The organism is Halomonas alkaliantarctica, assembly GCF_029854215.1.
In the GTDB taxonomy this organism is placed as follows: Bacteria; Pseudomonadota; Gammaproteobacteria; order Pseudomonadales; family Halomonadaceae; genus Vreelandella; species Vreelandella alkaliantarctica_A.
Genome location: NZ_CP122961.1, coordinates 1922627 through 1939274, shown reverse-complemented (window position 1 = coordinate 1939274; position 16648 = coordinate 1922627). Strand labels below are relative to the sequence as shown.

Here is a 16648-nt window from a genome sequence, read left to right as displayed (position 1 = left end):
CGGAAGACGTGTAAGAATTGTCTGTAAATACTGGGCGTAGGTCAAAAAACATCGGAGGTAGGTCGGCTAACCCCAAAGGAATAGCCCTCGTCACGAAATGCAGACAGTGCCACGCTCCCTCACCTCCTCCGCGCTATCGGAAATGCCATGAAATTACTTCAGCGCTCCCTGGTTGCTCGCATCATTGCTTCCTTACTTGCCATTAGCGGGATGGCACTCATCAGCATCACTCTGACCATGGCAATGTCTAACAGCAGCCGTGGCGATGCTGCCGCGATTAATGTCGCTGGTTCACTACGCATGAATGCCTATCAGATCATGGGGGCATTGCAACGCCTGGAGTATGCTCCAGAGGAGACAAGCGCAGAACAGTTAGAAGGTCTGATTTCACGCTTCGATCAGCGTTTGTATGGCACAACGCTTCAACAAACGATCCCCATTGATGATCGTCACGAGCGCCGCCGTCAACTGGAAAAACTTCAGATCTACTGGCAGCACACGCTTCGTCCGGCACTAGAGGCACCGTCCACTGCCACTGCGCTTGACCTCGATACGCTAGAAATGATGATCGTAGCGATGGTCAGTGACATCGAAATTCTAGTGACCTATCTGGAGCAGAGCACCGAGGCCAAGGTGCGACTGCTAGGCATGATGCAAGTGCTTTTCCTGGTACTGATCGCTATTGTTGTCTCGATCGCCCTCTACGATGTTCGCTACAATCTGGTAGTGCCTTTACGCCAGCTTATGGTACTTGCCCGCGAGGCGGCTCAGCGCAACTTCAAGCCGCGTTCACAGCTTCGCGGTAGCGACGAATTGGCATTGTTGGGACACACCTTTGACAAGATGTCTGCGGAGTTGGCAACAAGCTACGCCGCATTGGAAGACAAGGTGTCGCGCAAGAAGCAGGAGCTTGAGCGCAGTAATCAGGCGCTGCGGGTAATGCACGATGCCAGCCGCTCGCTTTATGGAGGCGGTAATGATCTCTGCTCTAGCGCAGCCCCTATGTTACGTGAACTGGAAAAGCTGCTGGATATTGGGCCAATACGACTTTCTCTAAACGATCCTTTCGACCAACGGGAAATGCCGGTTTTAGAAACCCACTCGCGTACCCGACCAGAATATTGTCGTGACCAGGAGTGCCACGCCTGCCTGATCGATCCTCGCCCCTTGGAGATGGTGTCCAATAACCAGTCACAGTGCTTACTACTACCGATTAGCGTAGGCGATACGCTGCTAGGCACCCTGGAAGTGTGGTATCCCCAGGAGCGCCTCAACGATAGCACCCATCGGCTGCTCACCATGTTAGCCGACCAGCTCGCCACGGCGGTGTACCTGCAGCGACGTATCGAGGAGCAGCAGCACGTCACGCTGATCAACGAGCGAACCATCATTGCGCGGGAACTTCACGACTCTCTAGCCCAATCGCTTTCTTATCTAAAGATGCAGGTCGCTCGACTCGAACGCATGCAGCAAAAAGAAGCCACCCGAGAGATGCAGTCTGCGGTATTCGACGAGCTGCGTACCGGCCTAAACAGCGCCTATCGTCAGTTACGTGAGCTACTCACTACCTTCCGGCTCAAACTAGAGGGGCCGGGGCTGCAATTTGCCTTACGCCAGACCGTCGATGAGTTTAGCCAGCGCATGGAGGTAACGGTCGAGCTTGACTACGATGTGCCGCCTCACCTACTTAACCCCAATGAAGAAATTCACGTGCTGCAGATCATTCGAGAGGCGCTGGCCAATACCCACAAGCACGCCCAAGCCCATTGGGCTGGGGTCACTGTGCGCTTCGCCGATGCTCGCCTGCTAGTGCGTGTGGACGACGACGGCATAGGCCTGGAAGACGATAGCTCGCCGCCGATGCACTACGGTTTGGTGATCATACGTGACCGAACCACTACCCTGAACGGGGAGCTGAGTATCACCAATCGCCCCACAGGGGGGACCAGCATTGAGATAGTCTTCACCCCGTTGACCGCTCGCTTAATTCAGCAGCAGCCTGTTACGGCTGACTCCGACTCTCACTTAGGTACAGGGACTTCTTAATGACGCTGACCACCGCCAACGATACCCCCGCCAGCCTGATGATTATTGATGACCACCCGCTACTACGGCGTGGTGTCGCTCAGTTGCTTGAGCTAGAGGACGATCTTGAACTGGTTGGCGAGACGGGCGACCCTGAAGAAGGCATTGCACTGGCCCTCAAACTTGAGCCTGACTTGGTTTTACTTGATTTAAACATGCCGGGCGTCAATGGCTTAGAAGCCTTGCGCCGCCTACGGGAAGCCAACTATAGCGGCCGTGTGGTGATGTTCACTGTTTCCGACCAAGAGGATGATGTTGTCGCCGCGCTGCGCAACGGTGCTGACGGATACCTGTTAAAGGATATGGAGCCTGAAGACATGGTTCGCCAACTGCGCCAAGCTGCTTTGGGACGCATGGTCATCAGCGAAAGCCTGACCGCCCTACTCGCTGAAGCCCTGCGTAATCAGCGCAATGCCCCGACCACCCCGGATATTCATAGCCTGACGCAGCGTGAACGCGAAATTCTGCAACAGCTTGCTGGCGGACTCTCCAACAAGCTCATCGCGCGCAAGCTGGATATTACCGAAGGCACAGTCAAGGTTCACGTCAAGCATCTGCTCAAAAAGCTCAACTTGCGCTCGCGTGTCGAAGCCGCCGTCTGGGCAGTCCAGGAAGGTATCGGTCACTAATCGATTCTGTGTGGTTACCTCTAAAGACTCCCCGAATACTTTTGCTCTGCCCGGCCTTTACCCCCTCTCGATTTTTTGTCTTTAAAATCAATGAACCCAGGCTTTACAGCGACTACCTCTCAAGAGGTATGTCGCTGTTTTTCATGCCATTTCCGCCTATTCCCCAATGCCTTCCTCCAGCGTATCTTGCTTTCTAACTGCTAGATGCAGAAAGGTTTGATGCCAAGGGGAAATCGCCATGAGTAAGAGAAACGCCGACATTGAGAAGTGGGATGTCGAAGACGCCCAATTCTGGGAACAGGAAGGCAAGCACGTCGCCAACCGCAACCTATGGATATCCATTCCCAGCCTGCTGATGGGCTTTGCTGTCTGGATGATGTGGGGAATGATCACCACCCAGATGCAGAACCTGGGTTTTCCATTCACGATTAACCAGCTATTTTCACTGACGGCGCTTGCCGGTCTAGCAGGTGCCACACTGCGCATCCCAGCATCGTTCATGATCCGCATCGCTGGCGGGCGAAACACTATATTCCTGACCACCGCGCTATTGATGATCCCCGCTGCCGGCACTGGTATCGCCTTGATGAACCCAGGCACGCCGTTGTGGGTATTCCAGGCGTTGGCGCTACTTTCCGGTATCGGTGGCGGTAACTTCGCTTGTTCAATGAGCAACATTTCCACTTTTTATCCCAGCAAGCAGCAAGGTTACGCCCTGGGCATGAATGCAGGCCTGGGTAATTTCGGCGTCACTACCATGCAAATTGTCATTCCCCTGGTAATGACCGTCGGAATTTTCGGTGCTATAGCCGGTTCGCCGATGGAATTGCAAAGCACTAGCGGTACTTTGATCGGCCGAATCGAAGCAGGTACCGACACCTGGATCCAGAATGCTGGCTTTATCTGGCTTGTATTTCTGGTTCCATTAGCGTTCGCCGGTTGGTTCGGTATGAACAATCTTCGCACTATTACGCCCAACCCTGGTTCGCCGCTGGCTGCTTTCAGCAAAATATTGGGGCTCTACGGCGTCGGCATGGTGACTGCCATCATCGGCATGCTGGCTCTCAGCTGGCTTAATATGTGGGTTGCCCTGCCGCTAACCATTGTTCTGACTCTGGTGTTGTTGCGCCTGATTCCTGGCGACATCAAGCCCAATATCCAGAAGCAGTTCGCGATATTTTCCAATAAGCACACTTGGTCAATGACCATCCTCTACATTCTGACCTTCGGCTCCTTTATCGGCTTCTCTGCAGCCCTGCCGCTCTCCATCAACGTCATCTTCGGCAACATGATGGAAGCCACTGCCGATGGCACGCTGATTCGCGTGGCTAACCCAGAGGCGCCCAGCGCTTTAACCTGGGCCTGGATAGGTCCCTTCGTGGGCGCTCTGATCCGTCCGCTGGGCGGATGGATCTCCGACAAAGTGGGTGGCTCCATCGTTACCCAAACAATCTCTGCGGTCATGGTGGTCGCCTCTATCGCCACCGGCTACGTGATGATGCAGGCCTATAACGCCACCGACCCTAATCAATTCTTTTGGCTATTCCTGCTGCTATTCATCGTGTTATTCGCCGCCAGCGGTATCGGTAACGGCTCTACCTTCCGCAGCATCGGGGTTATTTTCGATCAGCAGCAGAAAGGCCCGGTACTTGGCTGGACCTCTGCCGTCGCTGCCTATGGCGCCTTCATCGCCCCGCGGGTAATGGGCGAACAGATCCAGGCCGGCACACCGGAACTTGCCATGTACGGCTTTGCGGCCTTCTACACCATCTGCCTGGTCATCAACTGGTGGTTCTACCTACGCAAAGGTGCCTACGTTAAGAACCCCTAAATAAGGCTTGCTCTTGACGCCCGGAGCCGAGCTCCGGGTCTTCACCCCCTACCCCAATGAGGGAGGACACCATGAAAATCATGATCGCCTATGACGGTTCGCGAAACGCCAAGTTGGCTCTCGCTCAGGTCGTCAATATGTTTCGCTGTAACCAACCTCTGCTGGTACTGGTCGGCGTGGTGGAGAACCCACTCGACGCTACCGATAACAACGAGGCGCTTTTTCAGCAGGAGCACGATGAGGTTAAACGGCACCTTCAAGAGGGTGTGGCATTCGCCATCGGCGAGGGCTTCCAAGCCGAGCAGCTTCTAGCCGAAGGGGATGCGCGCAAGATGCTGCTGCAGGCCACTCGCAAGCTCTCGCCAGACCTGCTGGTGATTGCCCGCCATAGCCATCAACCGGACGGCGGCATCATCGCCAAGTCGTTAACTTATTTTGTTGATGAACTCGACTACATGACTTTCGGCAGCGTCAGTTCGTTCCTGGCCCGGCGCGCCGAGTGTCCCTTGTTGATCCTACCCAGCCCTTGAGCAGCCCCTACCCCTCCTTTGGTAAAGACCACCCTTGGGACACAGGACGATACGACCATGAAAGTTTCCGCTGTATTCAAGTTTCGTAGCCCAGAGATTCGGGCCTTGCACCTGACCTGGATTGCCTTCTTTATTACCTTTTACGTGTGGTTCAACATGGCTCCGCTCGCGTCGAGCATGCTCAAGAGCGTCGACTGGCTGACCACGGATGATCTCAAGCTGTTCGCCATCTGCAACGTCGCCTTAACCATTCCAGCCCGCATCATCGTTGGCATGGCGCTGGATCGATTCGGACCACGACGGGTGTTTTCGGTACTCATGGTCACTATGTCGCTACCGGCGCTGGCGTTTGCTTTCGGTAACAGCATGACGCAATTACTAGTGGCGCGCCTGATACTGAGTTCGATTGGCGCCAGCTTCGTGGTCGGTATCCACATGACGACGCTGTGGTTCAAGCCCAAGGACATCGGCTTCGCCGAAGGCTTCTACGCTGGCTGGGGTAACTTCGGCTCCGCCATAGCTGCTATGTCGCTGCCAACCATCGCCTTGAGCATGTACGGAGGTCCCGATGGATGGCGTTGGGCAATCGCCCAGAGCGCTATTGTTATGGCCGCTTACGGTGTTTACTACTGGTTTGCGATTACCGATGGCCCGGATGCCCAGGCTCACCGTAAGCCACGCAAATCCGCTGCCATGGAAGTGAGCTCCTGGGGCGATATGATCAAGCTGATCATCTGGACGATCCCACTGGTCGGCGTACTTGCCATCCTGGTCTGGCGTATTCAGTATATGGGCTATTTATCGGTTACCGGTGCGACCATCGCTTATCTAGCCATTATCGCAATCGTCATCTATCAAATTGTCCAGATCCTGAGGGTCAATCTACCGATCCTGCGTAAGGGTGTACCGGAGGATGATAAATATTCATTCAACAGTGTGGCGGCGCTTAACAGCACCTATTTTGCCAACTTCGGCGCTGAACTCGCGGTGGTGTCGATGCTGCCCATGTTCTTTGAGGAGACCTGGGGACTAAATGCCGCTACAGCTGGCCTGATCGCTGCTTCATTCGCGTTCGTTAATCTGGTGGCGCGCCCCATGGGCGGCATGGTTTCCGACCGCATGGGTAACCGGCGCTTTGTGATGCTGTCCTACATGTTTGGCATTTGCGTTGGGTTCTTGCTGATGGCCATGCTCAATTCGAGTTGGCCACTCATTCTGGCCATTGCGGTGACCATCGGCACCTCGGTTTTCGTGCAAGGGGCTGAGGGGGCAACCTTCGGTATCATTCCCTCCATCAAGCGCCGCATCACGGGGCAAATCTCGGGCATGGCTGGCGCCTACGGTAATGTTGGCGCGGTGGTTTACCTAACCATCTTTACATTTGTCACACCGTCACAGTTCTTCTACATCATCGCGACCGGCGCCTTCATCAGTTGGGTTATCTGCCTAGTGTGGCTCAAGGAGCCAGAAGGCGCTTTTGATGACGAGTATTACGTCTCTTCAGTCGATAGAGACATCGAAGAACAGGCTCTTCAGAACGCCAAGCACTGAACGTTCGGATCATCTGTAGCATCACGGCACCGTTCGCGTCGATTGGATCCGAACAGTGCCTCTAGAGAAAAGAGCGCCACCCAGAGCGCTCTTAATCAGGATCCGTGATGTCCTCAATCCAGGTTAAGGCCGCGACAGCAGTCGGAAATCCGGTGGTAGGAATCGCCAACATGGCTACTTGTTTAAGTTCCTCGGCACTCACACCTTCCGCCAAGGCACGACGCACATGGGAGTGAACGGCCCCTTCGGAGCGTGCCCCTATGGCCAGCGAGAGTTTTATCAAGCGCCGGCTACGTTCATCAAGCGGCCCAGCTTCAGCACAGGCCTTGCCCAAAGCGGCATAAGCTTCCCATATCTCAGGATACTGGTTTGCGACATCCCCGGCTCCAGAAGGCAAATCATGTTTTGTCATAGTGCAATACCTTAATGATAAATTGAAGTTCACAGTATAGAAGTACAACAACTAAATGCCCCTTAGAATACTTAAGAGCTAATCAAAGCAATCGAACCAAGCATTATTAATGAGGACATTCGATGCACATTGACCATATCAAACGTCTTAAGCTCTGTATTAAGCGGGCTTATTCCAACCAGGAAATGGCGTCTCTTCCTGCAAATGACGCAACTCAGGCTGATGAGCTTCAGCGATTTGGGTTACCCGATTCACGCCCTCTTCCAATAAATGCACTTCTATTTGGCGGCGATCCTCACGCCCTTGACGACGCACAACCAATGATAGCTGCTCACAGCGGTCAACTAGCGCCACCACCCCATGATGTTTTGATTGCAGCCGCTCCGCCAGCTCCCCCACCGTCGCCCAGTCTCTTCCATGGAAACCACGAAGATGTAGCAATAGTTGATACTGCAATGGCGTCAGACCATAGCGGCGACAGATATCTTCACTATGGCGAAGAAAGCAACGCAACCGGTAACGAAATTGCGACAGCCGCTCAAAGTCGCTTTTATCAAGTGTCTGGGGGTTATTCATTTTTCCATTTCTCTTAGCCACATACTCAACTATCACTTATTGACCAATTTATAGCGCCTTTAAAAATACAATATCACACCATGATACAATCAGCCATTGAGATTATTCCTCCAGGACGGATCTGAAATGAGAGCACTCACTTTTCTCAAATTACCATTCAACCCCCGTGAAGGCTGGAAAGAGTTACAGGCATTCCCCCTCCATTCCTTTACTAGCGTGGCTGGTGGTGTTACCCATGTCGCTCTTGCCGCCAGTAATACTCTATTATGCGGGCACCCATTACGACGATGCATTTATGGCGGGCTTTGCTGACCGAGAGTGGCGCTTTATCACGACAATTATTTTCCTTGCAGAGATATTGAGTTTTTTCGTGATCGGCTGGGTAATCTACGCTGTTGTCAATGGAACTGATGAGCTATCTATCGGCTATCAAGATGCTTATTTACTTGCCTCCCTTGCACCACTACCGTTATTCGTCGCTTCATTGGCACTATTGGTACCCAACTTACTTTTCAACGTAGTGGTTATACTTTGCGGGCGGGGTATCTCTTGCAGCTTGATTTACCACGGTTTACAAGCATTCTGTACGCATCAAGAATTTGATGTTGCTACGATCTCAGCCACGTATACGATTATGGCTGCCAGTGCTCTGGTGTGGGGCATTTTGTTTGCTGTTAACTGGGCTTATTAAGCCATGAAAATTAAGCGCACTACCCTACCAGGGCACCCATCCAGTCATCGTCAAACCAAATGATGACTTGTGAAGCAAACGCTCTAACGTTGAGAAGTGGGTAACGCGTGCGCCAGGCAGGGAGATGAGCAAAATTCACGATCACTCGCGCCTTCCTCTGCGAGCGCTGATAGCGACAGCTCTTTGATTACTGGAAGGTGGGAATCTTCTATTTCACGAGCGGCAGTTAGTAGGGTAACTCGCCCCGCGCGCGAATCACATTAAAGTCAGTAGCTTATCAGGACATGCCTTCAGCTCACTCCTGTAGCGCTCAAGAAAGAGTGATTAACTGATTTTTTGCTGTCCATACTGACGGCATAATTGAGATGCAGGCGCTATCTCTGGGTACACTTAAGTAACGCTTCGATATCGATGCAAGGCCCGTTTATTGACTTCAAGCGTGCAACTTAAAGGTTTTATTCTTTAGGAAGCATAATTGCATTATTGATAAGGCAATATAAAATATAGTGATATAAATCATCTAAAATGACTAGCATGTTGTTAATATATGAAAACCGAATACATATATTTAACGTATAAAAATTTACTAAAATAGGCACTTAATACTTAACAACTAAATTCACCTAACAACACCTTGGCATATAGGAGTATAGCTATGGACGTATTGCGCAAGGTAGTTAAGCAGCCTCAACAAGAAGAGGCGTTTCATTCCCCCTCGCTTTCAGAAGTCGAGGCCTTGAGCATACTTTCTCAACCATTTTTTACGCTGCGTAAAAAATCAATATTAGTTAACCAAGGAGACCCATTTCATGGATTATATATCGTTCACTGTGGCATGCTGAAGCAAAGCCACCAGCATAAGGATGGAACAAAACTACTCACCCATTTTTACCTACCAAGGGATGTGATAGGTTTAGATGCCATTGGTGATAGAACATATACTGGGACTGTTACCACCATTGAGACCTCTAGCCTGTGCTTGATTCCGTTTAGTCAGATTGAAGACTTGCCCACCACCGACGCTATTCATATGCAATTGCTACGCTGTTTGAGCAACGCCGCGCACTATGGCCATACTCGGCTAAGAAAAATTTTAAGCCAACCATCAGAAGCGAGAGTGGCCAGCTTTTTGTTGACGATGTCACATAAATATCGCGAACTTGGTTATTCCTCAAATTTTTTGAGACTACCTATGTCAAAACAAGAAATTGCTAATTATCTATGCATGGCACCCGAGACTGTCAGCCGGATTATCAGCCAACTTCAACAACGAGGTTTGCTATCAGTCAATGGGCATGAATACTGCATTGTAAATCAGGAAGGAATGGCAAGGATTTCCGAGCATACAAAATATGCATAAATCATTGATTAAAATGCATTTCCAAAAATTAGAGCTCATGCTTTGAGCAAATCTTCAAAGCATGAGCCAGCGTCTATATTGACGATATTATGTCTCAATTTTTATAGCGTGCGACAGGCTCCGAAAAACTTATTTTCCACTGTTCTCTACACTCCTTAATTATGCTGTGCTCATTTTTTTTCTGCGTTACGAACCTAAATAAAAGTTGATGTAATTCGGGTGTGGCATTCGTTTCCAGCAACCAGTCAAAGAACGCGTATGTTTCTTGCGCTGCTTCCTCGGCGCGCTCAAGAAACTTTCGGCCCATAGACTCATCGACCACAAAAAAATGCTGCCTTTTTTTATTGAAAAATGGAGGAGGTTTCTTTATCGGAAGCTCTTCAGTACAAGCTACGAGGTCCATCATCTTAGCCACATCTTGTACGTTACGAAGACGCTGCACGCACTCCATGCTGATCATTTTCATCAGTCGGCTTACAGGGGGGTCGATGGGAAGGAAGCTGAGGGCTAGCCACCGATAGCGATGGAGCTCATTTTTTTCGTGAGAATAAGCTAAATTTAATTGCTCTTGGGGTAATAAATTAAGTGCAACTAACTTATCCATAGTCATATTACTCGCGTTATAAAAATTGGAAATGGCGTAGCGCCAAAGACGCCATCCTAAATCGGAAATAAGCTAATCATCCATGATCTTTGTCAATTTTTATGACACGAGTAGAAATTTAACAATCACTAAAAACACACTCATTACTTTGTATTACATTACATTCACCACTTATTTCTAGATATGCTTATCTGAAATTCACAGAGAAAAACACAAGCTTTAAAAACAATAAGATATAAAAATAAGCATAAAAATTACGATACAATACCTATATCAGTCAACAACAAAGCCCATACGTAAAATTTACCTTTGCTATACAAAACAGCTAAAATAGAACAACTTTAATAAAAGATATTATTAAATATAATATAACGCTGGAGCTAATAATATAAGGCCCAGCCGGTCGCCCGGCTGGGCCTAATGATGGTTGAGGACTTTTTAAATGTAGCTAGGACACAAAAGCTACTACAAGCTGAGCCATTTAATCTTGGGTTTCAGAATAAAGTTCCAAGTAGCGATTTTTGGAAGGAAGCAAATGCTGACGACATAGGTCAGTCAGGCGTGCCCGATCTTCGTCGCGTATGGCGTCAATCATCAACTGGTGTTCATTTCTAGCTTGAGCTAGAGCATCGCGATCCGTAATCGCGATGAAGCGGATGCCATGAGCCTTCTGAGCGAACTCATTAATGGTAGCGTACAGATATTCATTCCCGCAGGCTCTAAATAAAGTGCGGTGAAAAGCGATGTTCATATGAAACACCTGCCTCAGGTCGTGAGCGTCCACAGCTTCGCTGTGACACTGATGAACCTCCTCAAGCTCTGTAAGCCATTCCTGCGGAGCCGGCAATGGCAGCCTACTGACTGCCGCTAGTTCGAGAATTTCGCGCATAGCGTAGATATCCTCAACCTCTTCCGGCGGATAACTCCTGACGAAAGCGCCTCTGTTTTTGATGCGCTCAGTCAATCCGATGGTATCGAGTTGGAAGAGAGCCTGGCGAACAACGTGTCGCTTGCAGTCGAAGCGCTCCATCATGGCCTCTTCGACCAGCCGCTCACGTGGGTGCAGGCGACCGAGAACGATATCCTCTTCTACAGCGGTCACGATGTCATCGACACCGTTTGCAGATGTAGAGGATTGGGTCTCGGCGCCACTTGCGGTGAGCGGCTGGACAGTTCGGTTCATGATCGCTCTCTCAGCATTCATTGCAGTGCACAAGGAAAGTAAGTGTATCAAAATCGCTTTCAGGCTTCATGCTGTCTCGGTATCCGGCACGTAGGTTCGGGTCGGCAAGCACGGAAATCGCACCCCTGTTCGGCTTGAAGGATTTGCTCCATAAACAGACGTCGATAGCCCAGGAGTGGTGCCCCGCCCTCCTCAACTTTGAAGGCTTGGCGTCGAGCATCAAGCTCCGCCTCGTCAACTTCTAGGTTTAACTGATTATTAGCAACATTCAGCGATATGAAATCGCCATCGCGTACCAACCCAAGGGGGCCGCCCTCAGCGGATTCGGGAGAGACGTGGAGCACGATAGTGCCTGCCGCGGTGCCACTCATGCGTCCGTCGGAAATGCGCACCATATCTTTGACGCCTTGAGCGGCGAGCTTCTTGGGAATCGGGATGTAGCCCGCTTCGGGCATACCCGGTGCTCCCTTGGGCCCGATGTTCTGGAGCACTAGCACGTCGTCAGCTTGCACATCCAGATCCGGGTCATCGATGCGGTTAGCCAAGTCCTCTAGCCCAGTGAAGACCACTGCACGACCACGGTGTGTCATAAGTTCTGACGAGGCGGCTGACTGCTTAATAATGGCGCCGGACGGTGCCAGGTTGCCACGCAATACGGCGATGCCACCCTGAGCGTAGACTGGGCTGTGCATGGACCGCACGACCTTTTGGTCGATGAGATGGACGGCGGCATCAATGTTTTCACCCAAGGTATGACCATTAATGGTCATGGCGTCCAAGTGTAACAACGGCTTTAACTCACGTAGCAAGGTGGGGAGGCCGCCTGCCCGATGCAAATCTTCCATGTACCCTTCTCCTGATGGCTTGAGATCCATTAGTACAGGGGTTTCCTGGCTCATTCGGTCAAATGCCTCAAGATCGATATCGATGCCCAAGCGTCCTGCGATAGCGGTCAGATGAATCAAGGCATTAGTGGAGCCGCCTAAGGAGAGCAGTACGCGTAAAGCATTCTCAAAAGCTTCAGGAGTAAGAATTTGATCTGGCGTAACGCCTGCGTGTGCAAGTGCAACGGCCTGCGCGCCTGACTGTTCGGCAATGCGTTGCCGATCGGCGTAGACGGCCGGGGCGGTGGCGCTGTTGGGCAGCATTATTCCCAGCGTCTCGGCTAGGCAAGCCATAGTGCTTGCGGTACCCATTACCGAACAAGTACCCACGGTAGGGACCAGCTTGTCGTTGACTTCGTTAATTTCCGCTTCGTCGATGTCATTACCACGGAAGGAGGCCCAGTAACGGCGACAGTCGGTGCAGGCTCCGACGCGCGTACCACGGTGCGAGCCCGCAAGCATGGGCCCGGTAACGACTTGGACTGTCGGAACACCGGCGCTAGCGGCAGCCATCAACTGCGCGGGTACGGTCTTATCGCAACCGCCGATCAGTACCACGGCATCCATCGGCTGGGCACGAATCATCTCCTCCGTATCCAATGCCATAAGGTTACGCAGGTACATGCTGGTGGGGTTAGCGAAAGATTCATGAAGGGTAATGGTGGGAAAGTCTACCGGTAAGCCGCCAGCGAGCATGACGCCACGCTTAACGCTCTCGACCAATCCAGGCACATTGCCATGACAGGCATTGTAGCCACTGTAGGTATTGGCAATCCCAATGACCGGACGCGAAAGCGCATCATCCGTATAACCCATGCCCTTGATGAAGGCCTTGCGCAGAAAGAGCGAAAAGTCTGCGTCACCATAGTTGGTTAGTCGATTGGACATGCCCAAGGTGGGACCTTTAGATGTCGATTCATGATGCTCATTGCCGTTGCTATTGTTTTTAAAGTTCTGGCTCATTGCGGTTTCCTCTATTTTGTTCGCGGTTTCTCGGAGGGGTCCGTAAATACACTTCTTGATCATTAGGCTAGGCGGTATAAATCTAGCTGGCAAGATTATCAATAATATTATTGACAATATTATTGATATGCAACTACGTTGGATAGTGCAAGCACGCCTTGCGCAACCCTGTGCAACACAACGACAAACAGCACTTGAGGAAATGACAATGCAAATCCGTAGCATTTACACAGCGTCCCTCCTATCCGCCCTGATGCTTTCAGGAGCCGCTCAGGCGGAGTATTCAGCAGCCGATGAGATTAAGGTGCTTCAAGGATTTAAGGCAGGTGGAGGCAGCGATACCTTGGCTCAGTTGACCCAACCATTTTTGCGAGAATCCCTGGGTGTGGAATTCATTAATGAATATATTCCTGGTGCTACAGGTGCGATTGCCTGGACCCGGCTAACCCAACAATCACCGAATGATGGCAGCGTCATCAGCATTACCAATACACCCATGTTGATGACCAACTACATCATGAATGACGCCATCCACTACTCGATAGATGAACTAACGCCGATCGCCAACGTGGTCACTGATCCGGGCATCATCGTTGTTCCGGAAGACAGCCCCTATCAAACAGTGGAAGATTTTCTCGCTGCTGCAGAGGAACGCCCTGGACAGATTACGGTGGCAAATTCAGGCGTCGGCGGAGATGACTTTTTCTCAACCATTATGATAGAGAAGGCAACGGGGCTGTCCTTTCAAAAAGTCCCTTTCCAGGGCGATGGGCCCTCCGCGACAGCAGCATTGGGAAGCAAGGTCGATGCCAGTTTCAATAACCTTGGTAATGTCTACGGTCATATTCAGTCGGGCAGCCTGCGCCCTCTCGCCGTCTTCACCAACGAGCGTCTGGATATCCTGCCTGATGTGCCCACCATGATTGAGAAAGATATTAACGTCGTGGCTGGCTCTTCACGCGGTTACAGCGCACCAGCAGGCATACCAGATGAAGCACGCGATGAGCTTATTGCTGCCTTTGAAGCCCTAAAAGATAACGAGGAGTTCCAGCAGACGGCTCAGGAACGTGCCATGAATCTCGACATCCAGACCGGTGACGACTACGGCCAAATGATGCAGGACATGGAAGGCCAATTCGAAGAGATCTGGGCTGATGTCAAAGATGAGGTCAACCAGTAAGTCGCTTAACCGGCAGAGGGAAATGGCGAATCGACAAAGGGGTATGAAATGAACATAAGTCGTCTGGTCTTGGGGTTTTTTGCCATTGGCATTGCAGCGACCTTTTATATTACTGCGATGGGCTATCCCGCTAAGGCGGCGAACATGCCCCTTATCTATTCGGTTGTGGTGGCCTTATTAGGAGCTGCGATGGTGGGTCAGGAGGTATTTAGTATCCGGCGGCATCGCCAGATGTCGGCTGATGGAGCAGCAACCTCTACTCATGATGCTCTTTCGGAGGAGGCAACCGTGAACGGTCAAGCTAGGCGCTGTAAGCCATGGAAGGCCATGCTGACCTTCCTGCTGGCCGCGACCTACCTTTATAGCATTTCGATATTGGGGTACCTGATCGCCACTGTTGGCTTCATGGTCGTAGCATTGGCGATGATCGGACATGTCTCATGGCGCTTCGCCGCCATAGGCATCGTGCTGCTGATCACGGTGGTATGTGCGGTTTTCATCGGCTTTCTGGGCCTACCTGTCCCCCTATTGCCGCCTCAATTTTCCTCATAACGACAATTAGAGCACTTCTTTTCCCCGGTTCGTATTGCTTAGCAAGTAATGACAACGTGCTGGGGATGGGTGCCTGACGCAGGCTTCTGGAGTCTAGTCATATGGATAATCTTGTTCTGGTGGGCCTGACCAATGTCATGTCGTTCACCAACATTGCCCTGATCCTGGGCGGTACCCTCCTGGGGCTGTTCGTGGGTGCCATGCCGGGACTCTCAGCGACAATGGCGCTGGCACTGCTATTACCCCTCACCTTTGGCATGGACCCCGCGTCGGGTCTTAGCATGTTGGCCTCACTCTATGTGGGGGCCTCCTACGGTGGCTCAATCGCCGCCATTTTATTGAAGACGCCCGGCACCCCCTCGGCCGCGGCGACAGTACTCGATGGATTCCCGCTATCGCAACAGGGCCAGGCCGGGAGAGCCTTAGGTGTGTCGCTCTTCGCTTCTTTTATCGGTGGCCTGCTGAGCGGAATCGCATTGCTCACTGCAGCACCGTTGCTTGGTGTATTGGTGCTCAAGTTTGGCCCTATCGAGCTGTTTGCGATCGCCGTATTGGGCATCACCATCATTGGATCTTTATCACAAGGGTCGGTAATCAGTGGGCTGCTCTCGGGCACCTTGGGTCTACTGTTGAGCACGGTAGGCATGGATCTGATCACCGGCACGCCACGGATGACTTTCGATGTCATTAACTTGTTCTCGGGTATCGAGTTCACCGTAGCGCTTATCGGTCTGTTCTCGATCCCACAGGCGTTGATATTGATTGAGAATGCCCATGGTGCCCAGAAGGTGGCAAGCAAAATCACCGATAGGTTGATTCCGCCTCTCGCTGAGATTCGCCGCTTGTTACCCAATATCTTCCGTTCCAGTGGCATCGGCATCATCACCGGCCTAATTCCGGGTACCGGCGGTGATACTGCCAGTTGGTTCGCTTACAACGAAGCCAAACGCTTTGCCAAAGATAAGAGCCGCTTTGGCAAGGGGGACATCGCTGGGGTGGCGGCACCTGAAGCGGCTAACAATGCGGTAGTGGGCGGTGCTTTGATACCCACTATTGCCTTGGGTATTCCTGGCAGTTCTTCTACCGCCATTCTGCTCGGTGCGCTAATGGTTCAAGGTATTCTGCCAGGGCCTAACCTGCTCACGGACTATGGAGATGTCACTTATACCCTTATCTGGGCGGTGATTTTTGCCAACATTGGCCTACTGCTAGTGGGGCTGCTGTTTACTCGACTCTGCGTAAGTGTGACACGTGTACCAGACAGCTTTGTGGCTTGCTCGATCATTACTCTGTGTGTGATTGGCGCCTTTGCTATCAACAACAGCTTGTTTGAGGTTGGGCTGATGTTGGGCTTCGGTCTGTTTGGCTATTGGATGAATAAAGCAGGTGTGTCACCCGCACCGATGGTAATCGGTTTGATTCTCGGCCCAGTCATGGAGACCAGCTACCAGCAATCGATGCTAATCGGGCAAGGCAACTTGAGCATCTTTTTGACCAGCCCTATCGCTGTCGTGCTTCTCTGCATTGCCGCCCTCTCAGTACTCCAAGCGACACCCTTCTTCCGCTGGGTGCGGGCTGCAATGCGCCCACGTACTCAGACAGAATAACCCCACTCTT

Annotated in this window: 16 protein-coding genes; 10 read left to right on the top strand and 6 right to left on the bottom strand. The window is 51.5% G+C overall.

Features of this window, described 5'->3' with window-relative positions; genetic code table 11:
- Positions 1 to 147: 147 nt before the first annotated feature.
- The 5 genes from QEN58_RS08755 (at position 148) to QEN58_RS08735 (ending at position 6626) form a co-directional block, all read left to right on the top strand.
- Positions 148 to 2046, top strand: coding sequence for a type IV pili methyl-accepting chemotaxis transducer N-terminal domain-containing protein (locus QEN58_RS08755; protein WP_280106711.1), 1899 nt, complete (start codon positions 148 to 150; stop codon positions 2044 to 2046).
- Positions 2046 to 2714 carry a two-component system response regulator NarL gene (narL, locus tag QEN58_RS08750; protein WP_280106710.1) on the top strand — a complete coding sequence of 223 codons (669 nt, stop codon included), beginning with the start codon at positions 2046 to 2048 and terminating at the stop codon, positions 2712 to 2714. Before QEN58_RS08755 ends, narL begins: the two co-directional genes overlap by 1 nt.
- Positions 2715 to 2952: 238 nt before the next feature.
- Entirely contained in the window at positions 2953 to 4545 is a 1593-nt protein-coding gene (locus QEN58_RS08745) for an MFS transporter (RefSeq protein ID WP_280106709.1), read from the top strand.
- A 71-nt stretch (positions 4546 to 4616) separates the two neighbouring features.
- Complete coding sequence (locus tag QEN58_RS08740) at positions 4617 to 5075, top strand: universal stress protein (RefSeq protein WP_022523564.1); 459 nt, start codon at positions 4617 to 4619, stop codon at positions 5073 to 5075.
- A gap of 57 nt (positions 5076 to 5132) precedes the next feature.
- Positions 5133 to 6626, top strand: coding sequence for an MFS transporter (locus QEN58_RS08735; RefSeq protein WP_280106708.1), 1494 nt, complete (start codon positions 5133 to 5135; stop codon positions 6624 to 6626).
- A 91-nt stretch (positions 6627 to 6717) separates the two neighbouring features.
- Here the strand turns inward: QEN58_RS08735 and QEN58_RS08730 are convergent, their stop codons facing one another.
- Together QEN58_RS08730 and QEN58_RS08725 are read right to left on the bottom strand one after the other, a co-directional pair.
- Complete coding sequence (locus tag QEN58_RS08730) at positions 6718 to 7038, bottom strand: carboxymuconolactone decarboxylase family protein (protein WP_280106707.1); 321 nt, start codon at positions 7036 to 7038, stop codon at positions 6718 to 6720.
- A 159-nt stretch (positions 7039 to 7197) separates the two neighbouring features.
- Positions 7198 to 7614, bottom strand: a complete 417-nt coding sequence (locus tag QEN58_RS08725; protein WP_280106706.1) for a MarR family winged helix-turn-helix transcriptional regulator — start codon at positions 7612 to 7614, stop codon at positions 7198 to 7200.
- 235 nt (positions 7615 to 7849) lie between these two features.
- Here QEN58_RS08725 and QEN58_RS08720 point away from each other — a divergent pair, with 235 nt between their 5' ends.
- The gene (locus QEN58_RS08720) at positions 7850 to 8305 is read left to right on the top strand and encodes a YIP1 family protein (RefSeq protein ID WP_280106705.1); all 456 of its coding nucleotides are present in this window, start codon (positions 7850 to 7852) and stop codon (positions 8303 to 8305) included.
- Between the two features lie 83 nt (positions 8306 to 8388).
- Here QEN58_RS08720 and QEN58_RS19495 read toward each other — a convergent pair whose 3' ends face one another.
- Positions 8389 to 8517, bottom strand: coding sequence for a hypothetical protein (locus tag QEN58_RS19495; protein ID WP_425270327.1), 129 nt, complete (start codon positions 8515 to 8517; stop codon positions 8389 to 8391).
- A gap of 443 nt (positions 8518 to 8960) precedes the next feature.
- Here QEN58_RS19495 and QEN58_RS08715 point away from each other — a divergent pair, with 443 nt between their 5' ends.
- A complete protein-coding gene (locus QEN58_RS08715; RefSeq protein WP_280106704.1) occupies positions 8961 to 9665 on the top strand; it encodes a Crp/Fnr family transcriptional regulator in 705 nt (234 codons plus the stop codon).
- A 94-nt stretch (positions 9666 to 9759) separates the two neighbouring features.
- On the opposite strand, the gene QEN58_RS08710 is transcribed toward QEN58_RS08715, so the two are convergent.
- The 3 genes from QEN58_RS08710 to QEN58_RS08700 all read right to left on the bottom strand — a co-directional run bounded on the left by QEN58_RS08710 (position 9760) and on the right by QEN58_RS08700 (position 13299).
- Positions 9760 to 10275: a hypothetical protein gene (locus QEN58_RS08710; protein ID WP_280106703.1), complete on the bottom strand. Its 516-nt coding sequence runs from the start codon at positions 10273 to 10275 to the stop codon at positions 9760 to 9762.
- A gap of 475 nt (positions 10276 to 10750) precedes the next feature.
- A complete protein-coding gene (locus QEN58_RS08705; RefSeq protein ID WP_280106702.1) occupies positions 10751 to 11452 on the bottom strand; it encodes a GntR family transcriptional regulator in 702 nt (233 codons plus the stop codon).
- 59 nt (positions 11453 to 11511) lie between these two features.
- Positions 11512 to 13299 (bottom strand): IlvD/Edd family dehydratase, encoded by a 1788-nt coding sequence (locus tag QEN58_RS08700; protein WP_280106701.1) that lies wholly within the window; start codon positions 13297 to 13299, stop codon positions 11512 to 11514.
- A 208-nt stretch (positions 13300 to 13507) separates the two neighbouring features.
- Here QEN58_RS08700 and QEN58_RS08695 point away from each other — a divergent pair, with 208 nt between their 5' ends.
- The 3 genes from QEN58_RS08695 (at position 13508) to QEN58_RS08685 (ending at position 16638) form a co-directional block, all read left to right on the top strand.
- Positions 13508 to 14479 carry a tripartite tricarboxylate transporter substrate binding protein gene (locus QEN58_RS08695; RefSeq protein WP_280106700.1) on the top strand — a complete coding sequence of 324 codons (972 nt, stop codon included), beginning with the start codon at positions 13508 to 13510 and terminating at the stop codon, positions 14477 to 14479.
- 48 nt (positions 14480 to 14527) lie between these two features.
- Positions 14528 to 15031 carry a tripartite tricarboxylate transporter TctB family protein gene (locus QEN58_RS08690; protein ID WP_280106699.1) on the top strand — a complete coding sequence of 168 codons (504 nt, stop codon included), beginning with the start codon at positions 14528 to 14530 and terminating at the stop codon, positions 15029 to 15031.
- Between the two features lie 101 nt (positions 15032 to 15132).
- The gene (locus QEN58_RS08685) at positions 15133 to 16638 is read left to right on the top strand and encodes a tripartite tricarboxylate transporter permease (RefSeq protein WP_126951798.1); all 1506 of its coding nucleotides are present in this window, start codon (positions 15133 to 15135) and stop codon (positions 16636 to 16638) included.
- The last annotated feature ends 10 nt before the right edge of the window (positions 16639 to 16648 follow it).

Excerpts from the sequence above, each read along its gene's own strand:
- QEN58_RS08755 (WP_280106711.1), top strand. The coding sequence starts at position 148 with ATGAAATTACTTCAGCGCTCCCTGGTTGCTCGCATCATTGCTTCCTTA.
- narL (WP_280106710.1), top strand. The coding sequence starts at position 2,046 with ATGACGCTGACCACCGCCAACGATACCCCCGCCAGCCTGATGATTATT.
- QEN58_RS08745 (WP_280106709.1), top strand. The coding sequence starts at position 2,953 with ATGAGTAAGAGAAACGCCGACATTGAGAAGTGGGATGTCGAAGACGCC.
- QEN58_RS08740 (WP_022523564.1), top strand. The coding sequence starts at position 4,617 with ATGAAAATCATGATCGCCTATGACGGTTCGCGAAACGCCAAGTTGGCT.
- QEN58_RS08735 (WP_280106708.1), top strand. The coding sequence starts at position 5,133 with ATGAAAGTTTCCGCTGTATTCAAGTTTCGTAGCCCAGAGATTCGGGCC.
- QEN58_RS08730 (WP_280106707.1), bottom strand. The coding sequence starts at position 7,038 with ATGACAAAACATGATTTGCCTTCTGGAGCCGGGGATGTCGCAAACCAG.
- QEN58_RS08725 (WP_280106706.1), bottom strand. The coding sequence starts at position 7,614 with ATGAATAACCCCCAGACACTTGATAAAAGCGACTTTGAGCGGCTGTCG.
- QEN58_RS08720 (WP_280106705.1), top strand. The coding sequence starts at position 7,850 with ATGTCGCTCTTGCCGCCAGTAATACTCTATTATGCGGGCACCCATTAC.
- QEN58_RS08715 (WP_280106704.1), top strand. The coding sequence starts at position 8,961 with ATGGACGTATTGCGCAAGGTAGTTAAGCAGCCTCAACAAGAAGAGGCG.
- QEN58_RS08710 (WP_280106703.1), bottom strand. The coding sequence starts at position 10,275 with ATGACTATGGATAAGTTAGTTGCACTTAATTTATTACCCCAAGAGCAA.
- QEN58_RS08705 (WP_280106702.1), bottom strand. The coding sequence starts at position 11,452 with ATGAACCGAACTGTCCAGCCGCTCACCGCAAGTGGCGCCGAGACCCAA.
- QEN58_RS08700 (WP_280106701.1), bottom strand. The coding sequence starts at position 13,299 with ATGAGCCAGAACTTTAAAAACAATAGCAACGGCAATGAGCATCATGAA.
- QEN58_RS08695 (WP_280106700.1), top strand. The coding sequence starts at position 13,508 with ATGCAAATCCGTAGCATTTACACAGCGTCCCTCCTATCCGCCCTGATG.
- QEN58_RS08690 (WP_280106699.1), top strand. The coding sequence starts at position 14,528 with ATGAACATAAGTCGTCTGGTCTTGGGGTTTTTTGCCATTGGCATTGCA.
- QEN58_RS08685 (WP_126951798.1), top strand. The coding sequence starts at position 15,133 with ATGGATAATCTTGTTCTGGTGGGCCTGACCAATGTCATGTCGTTCACC.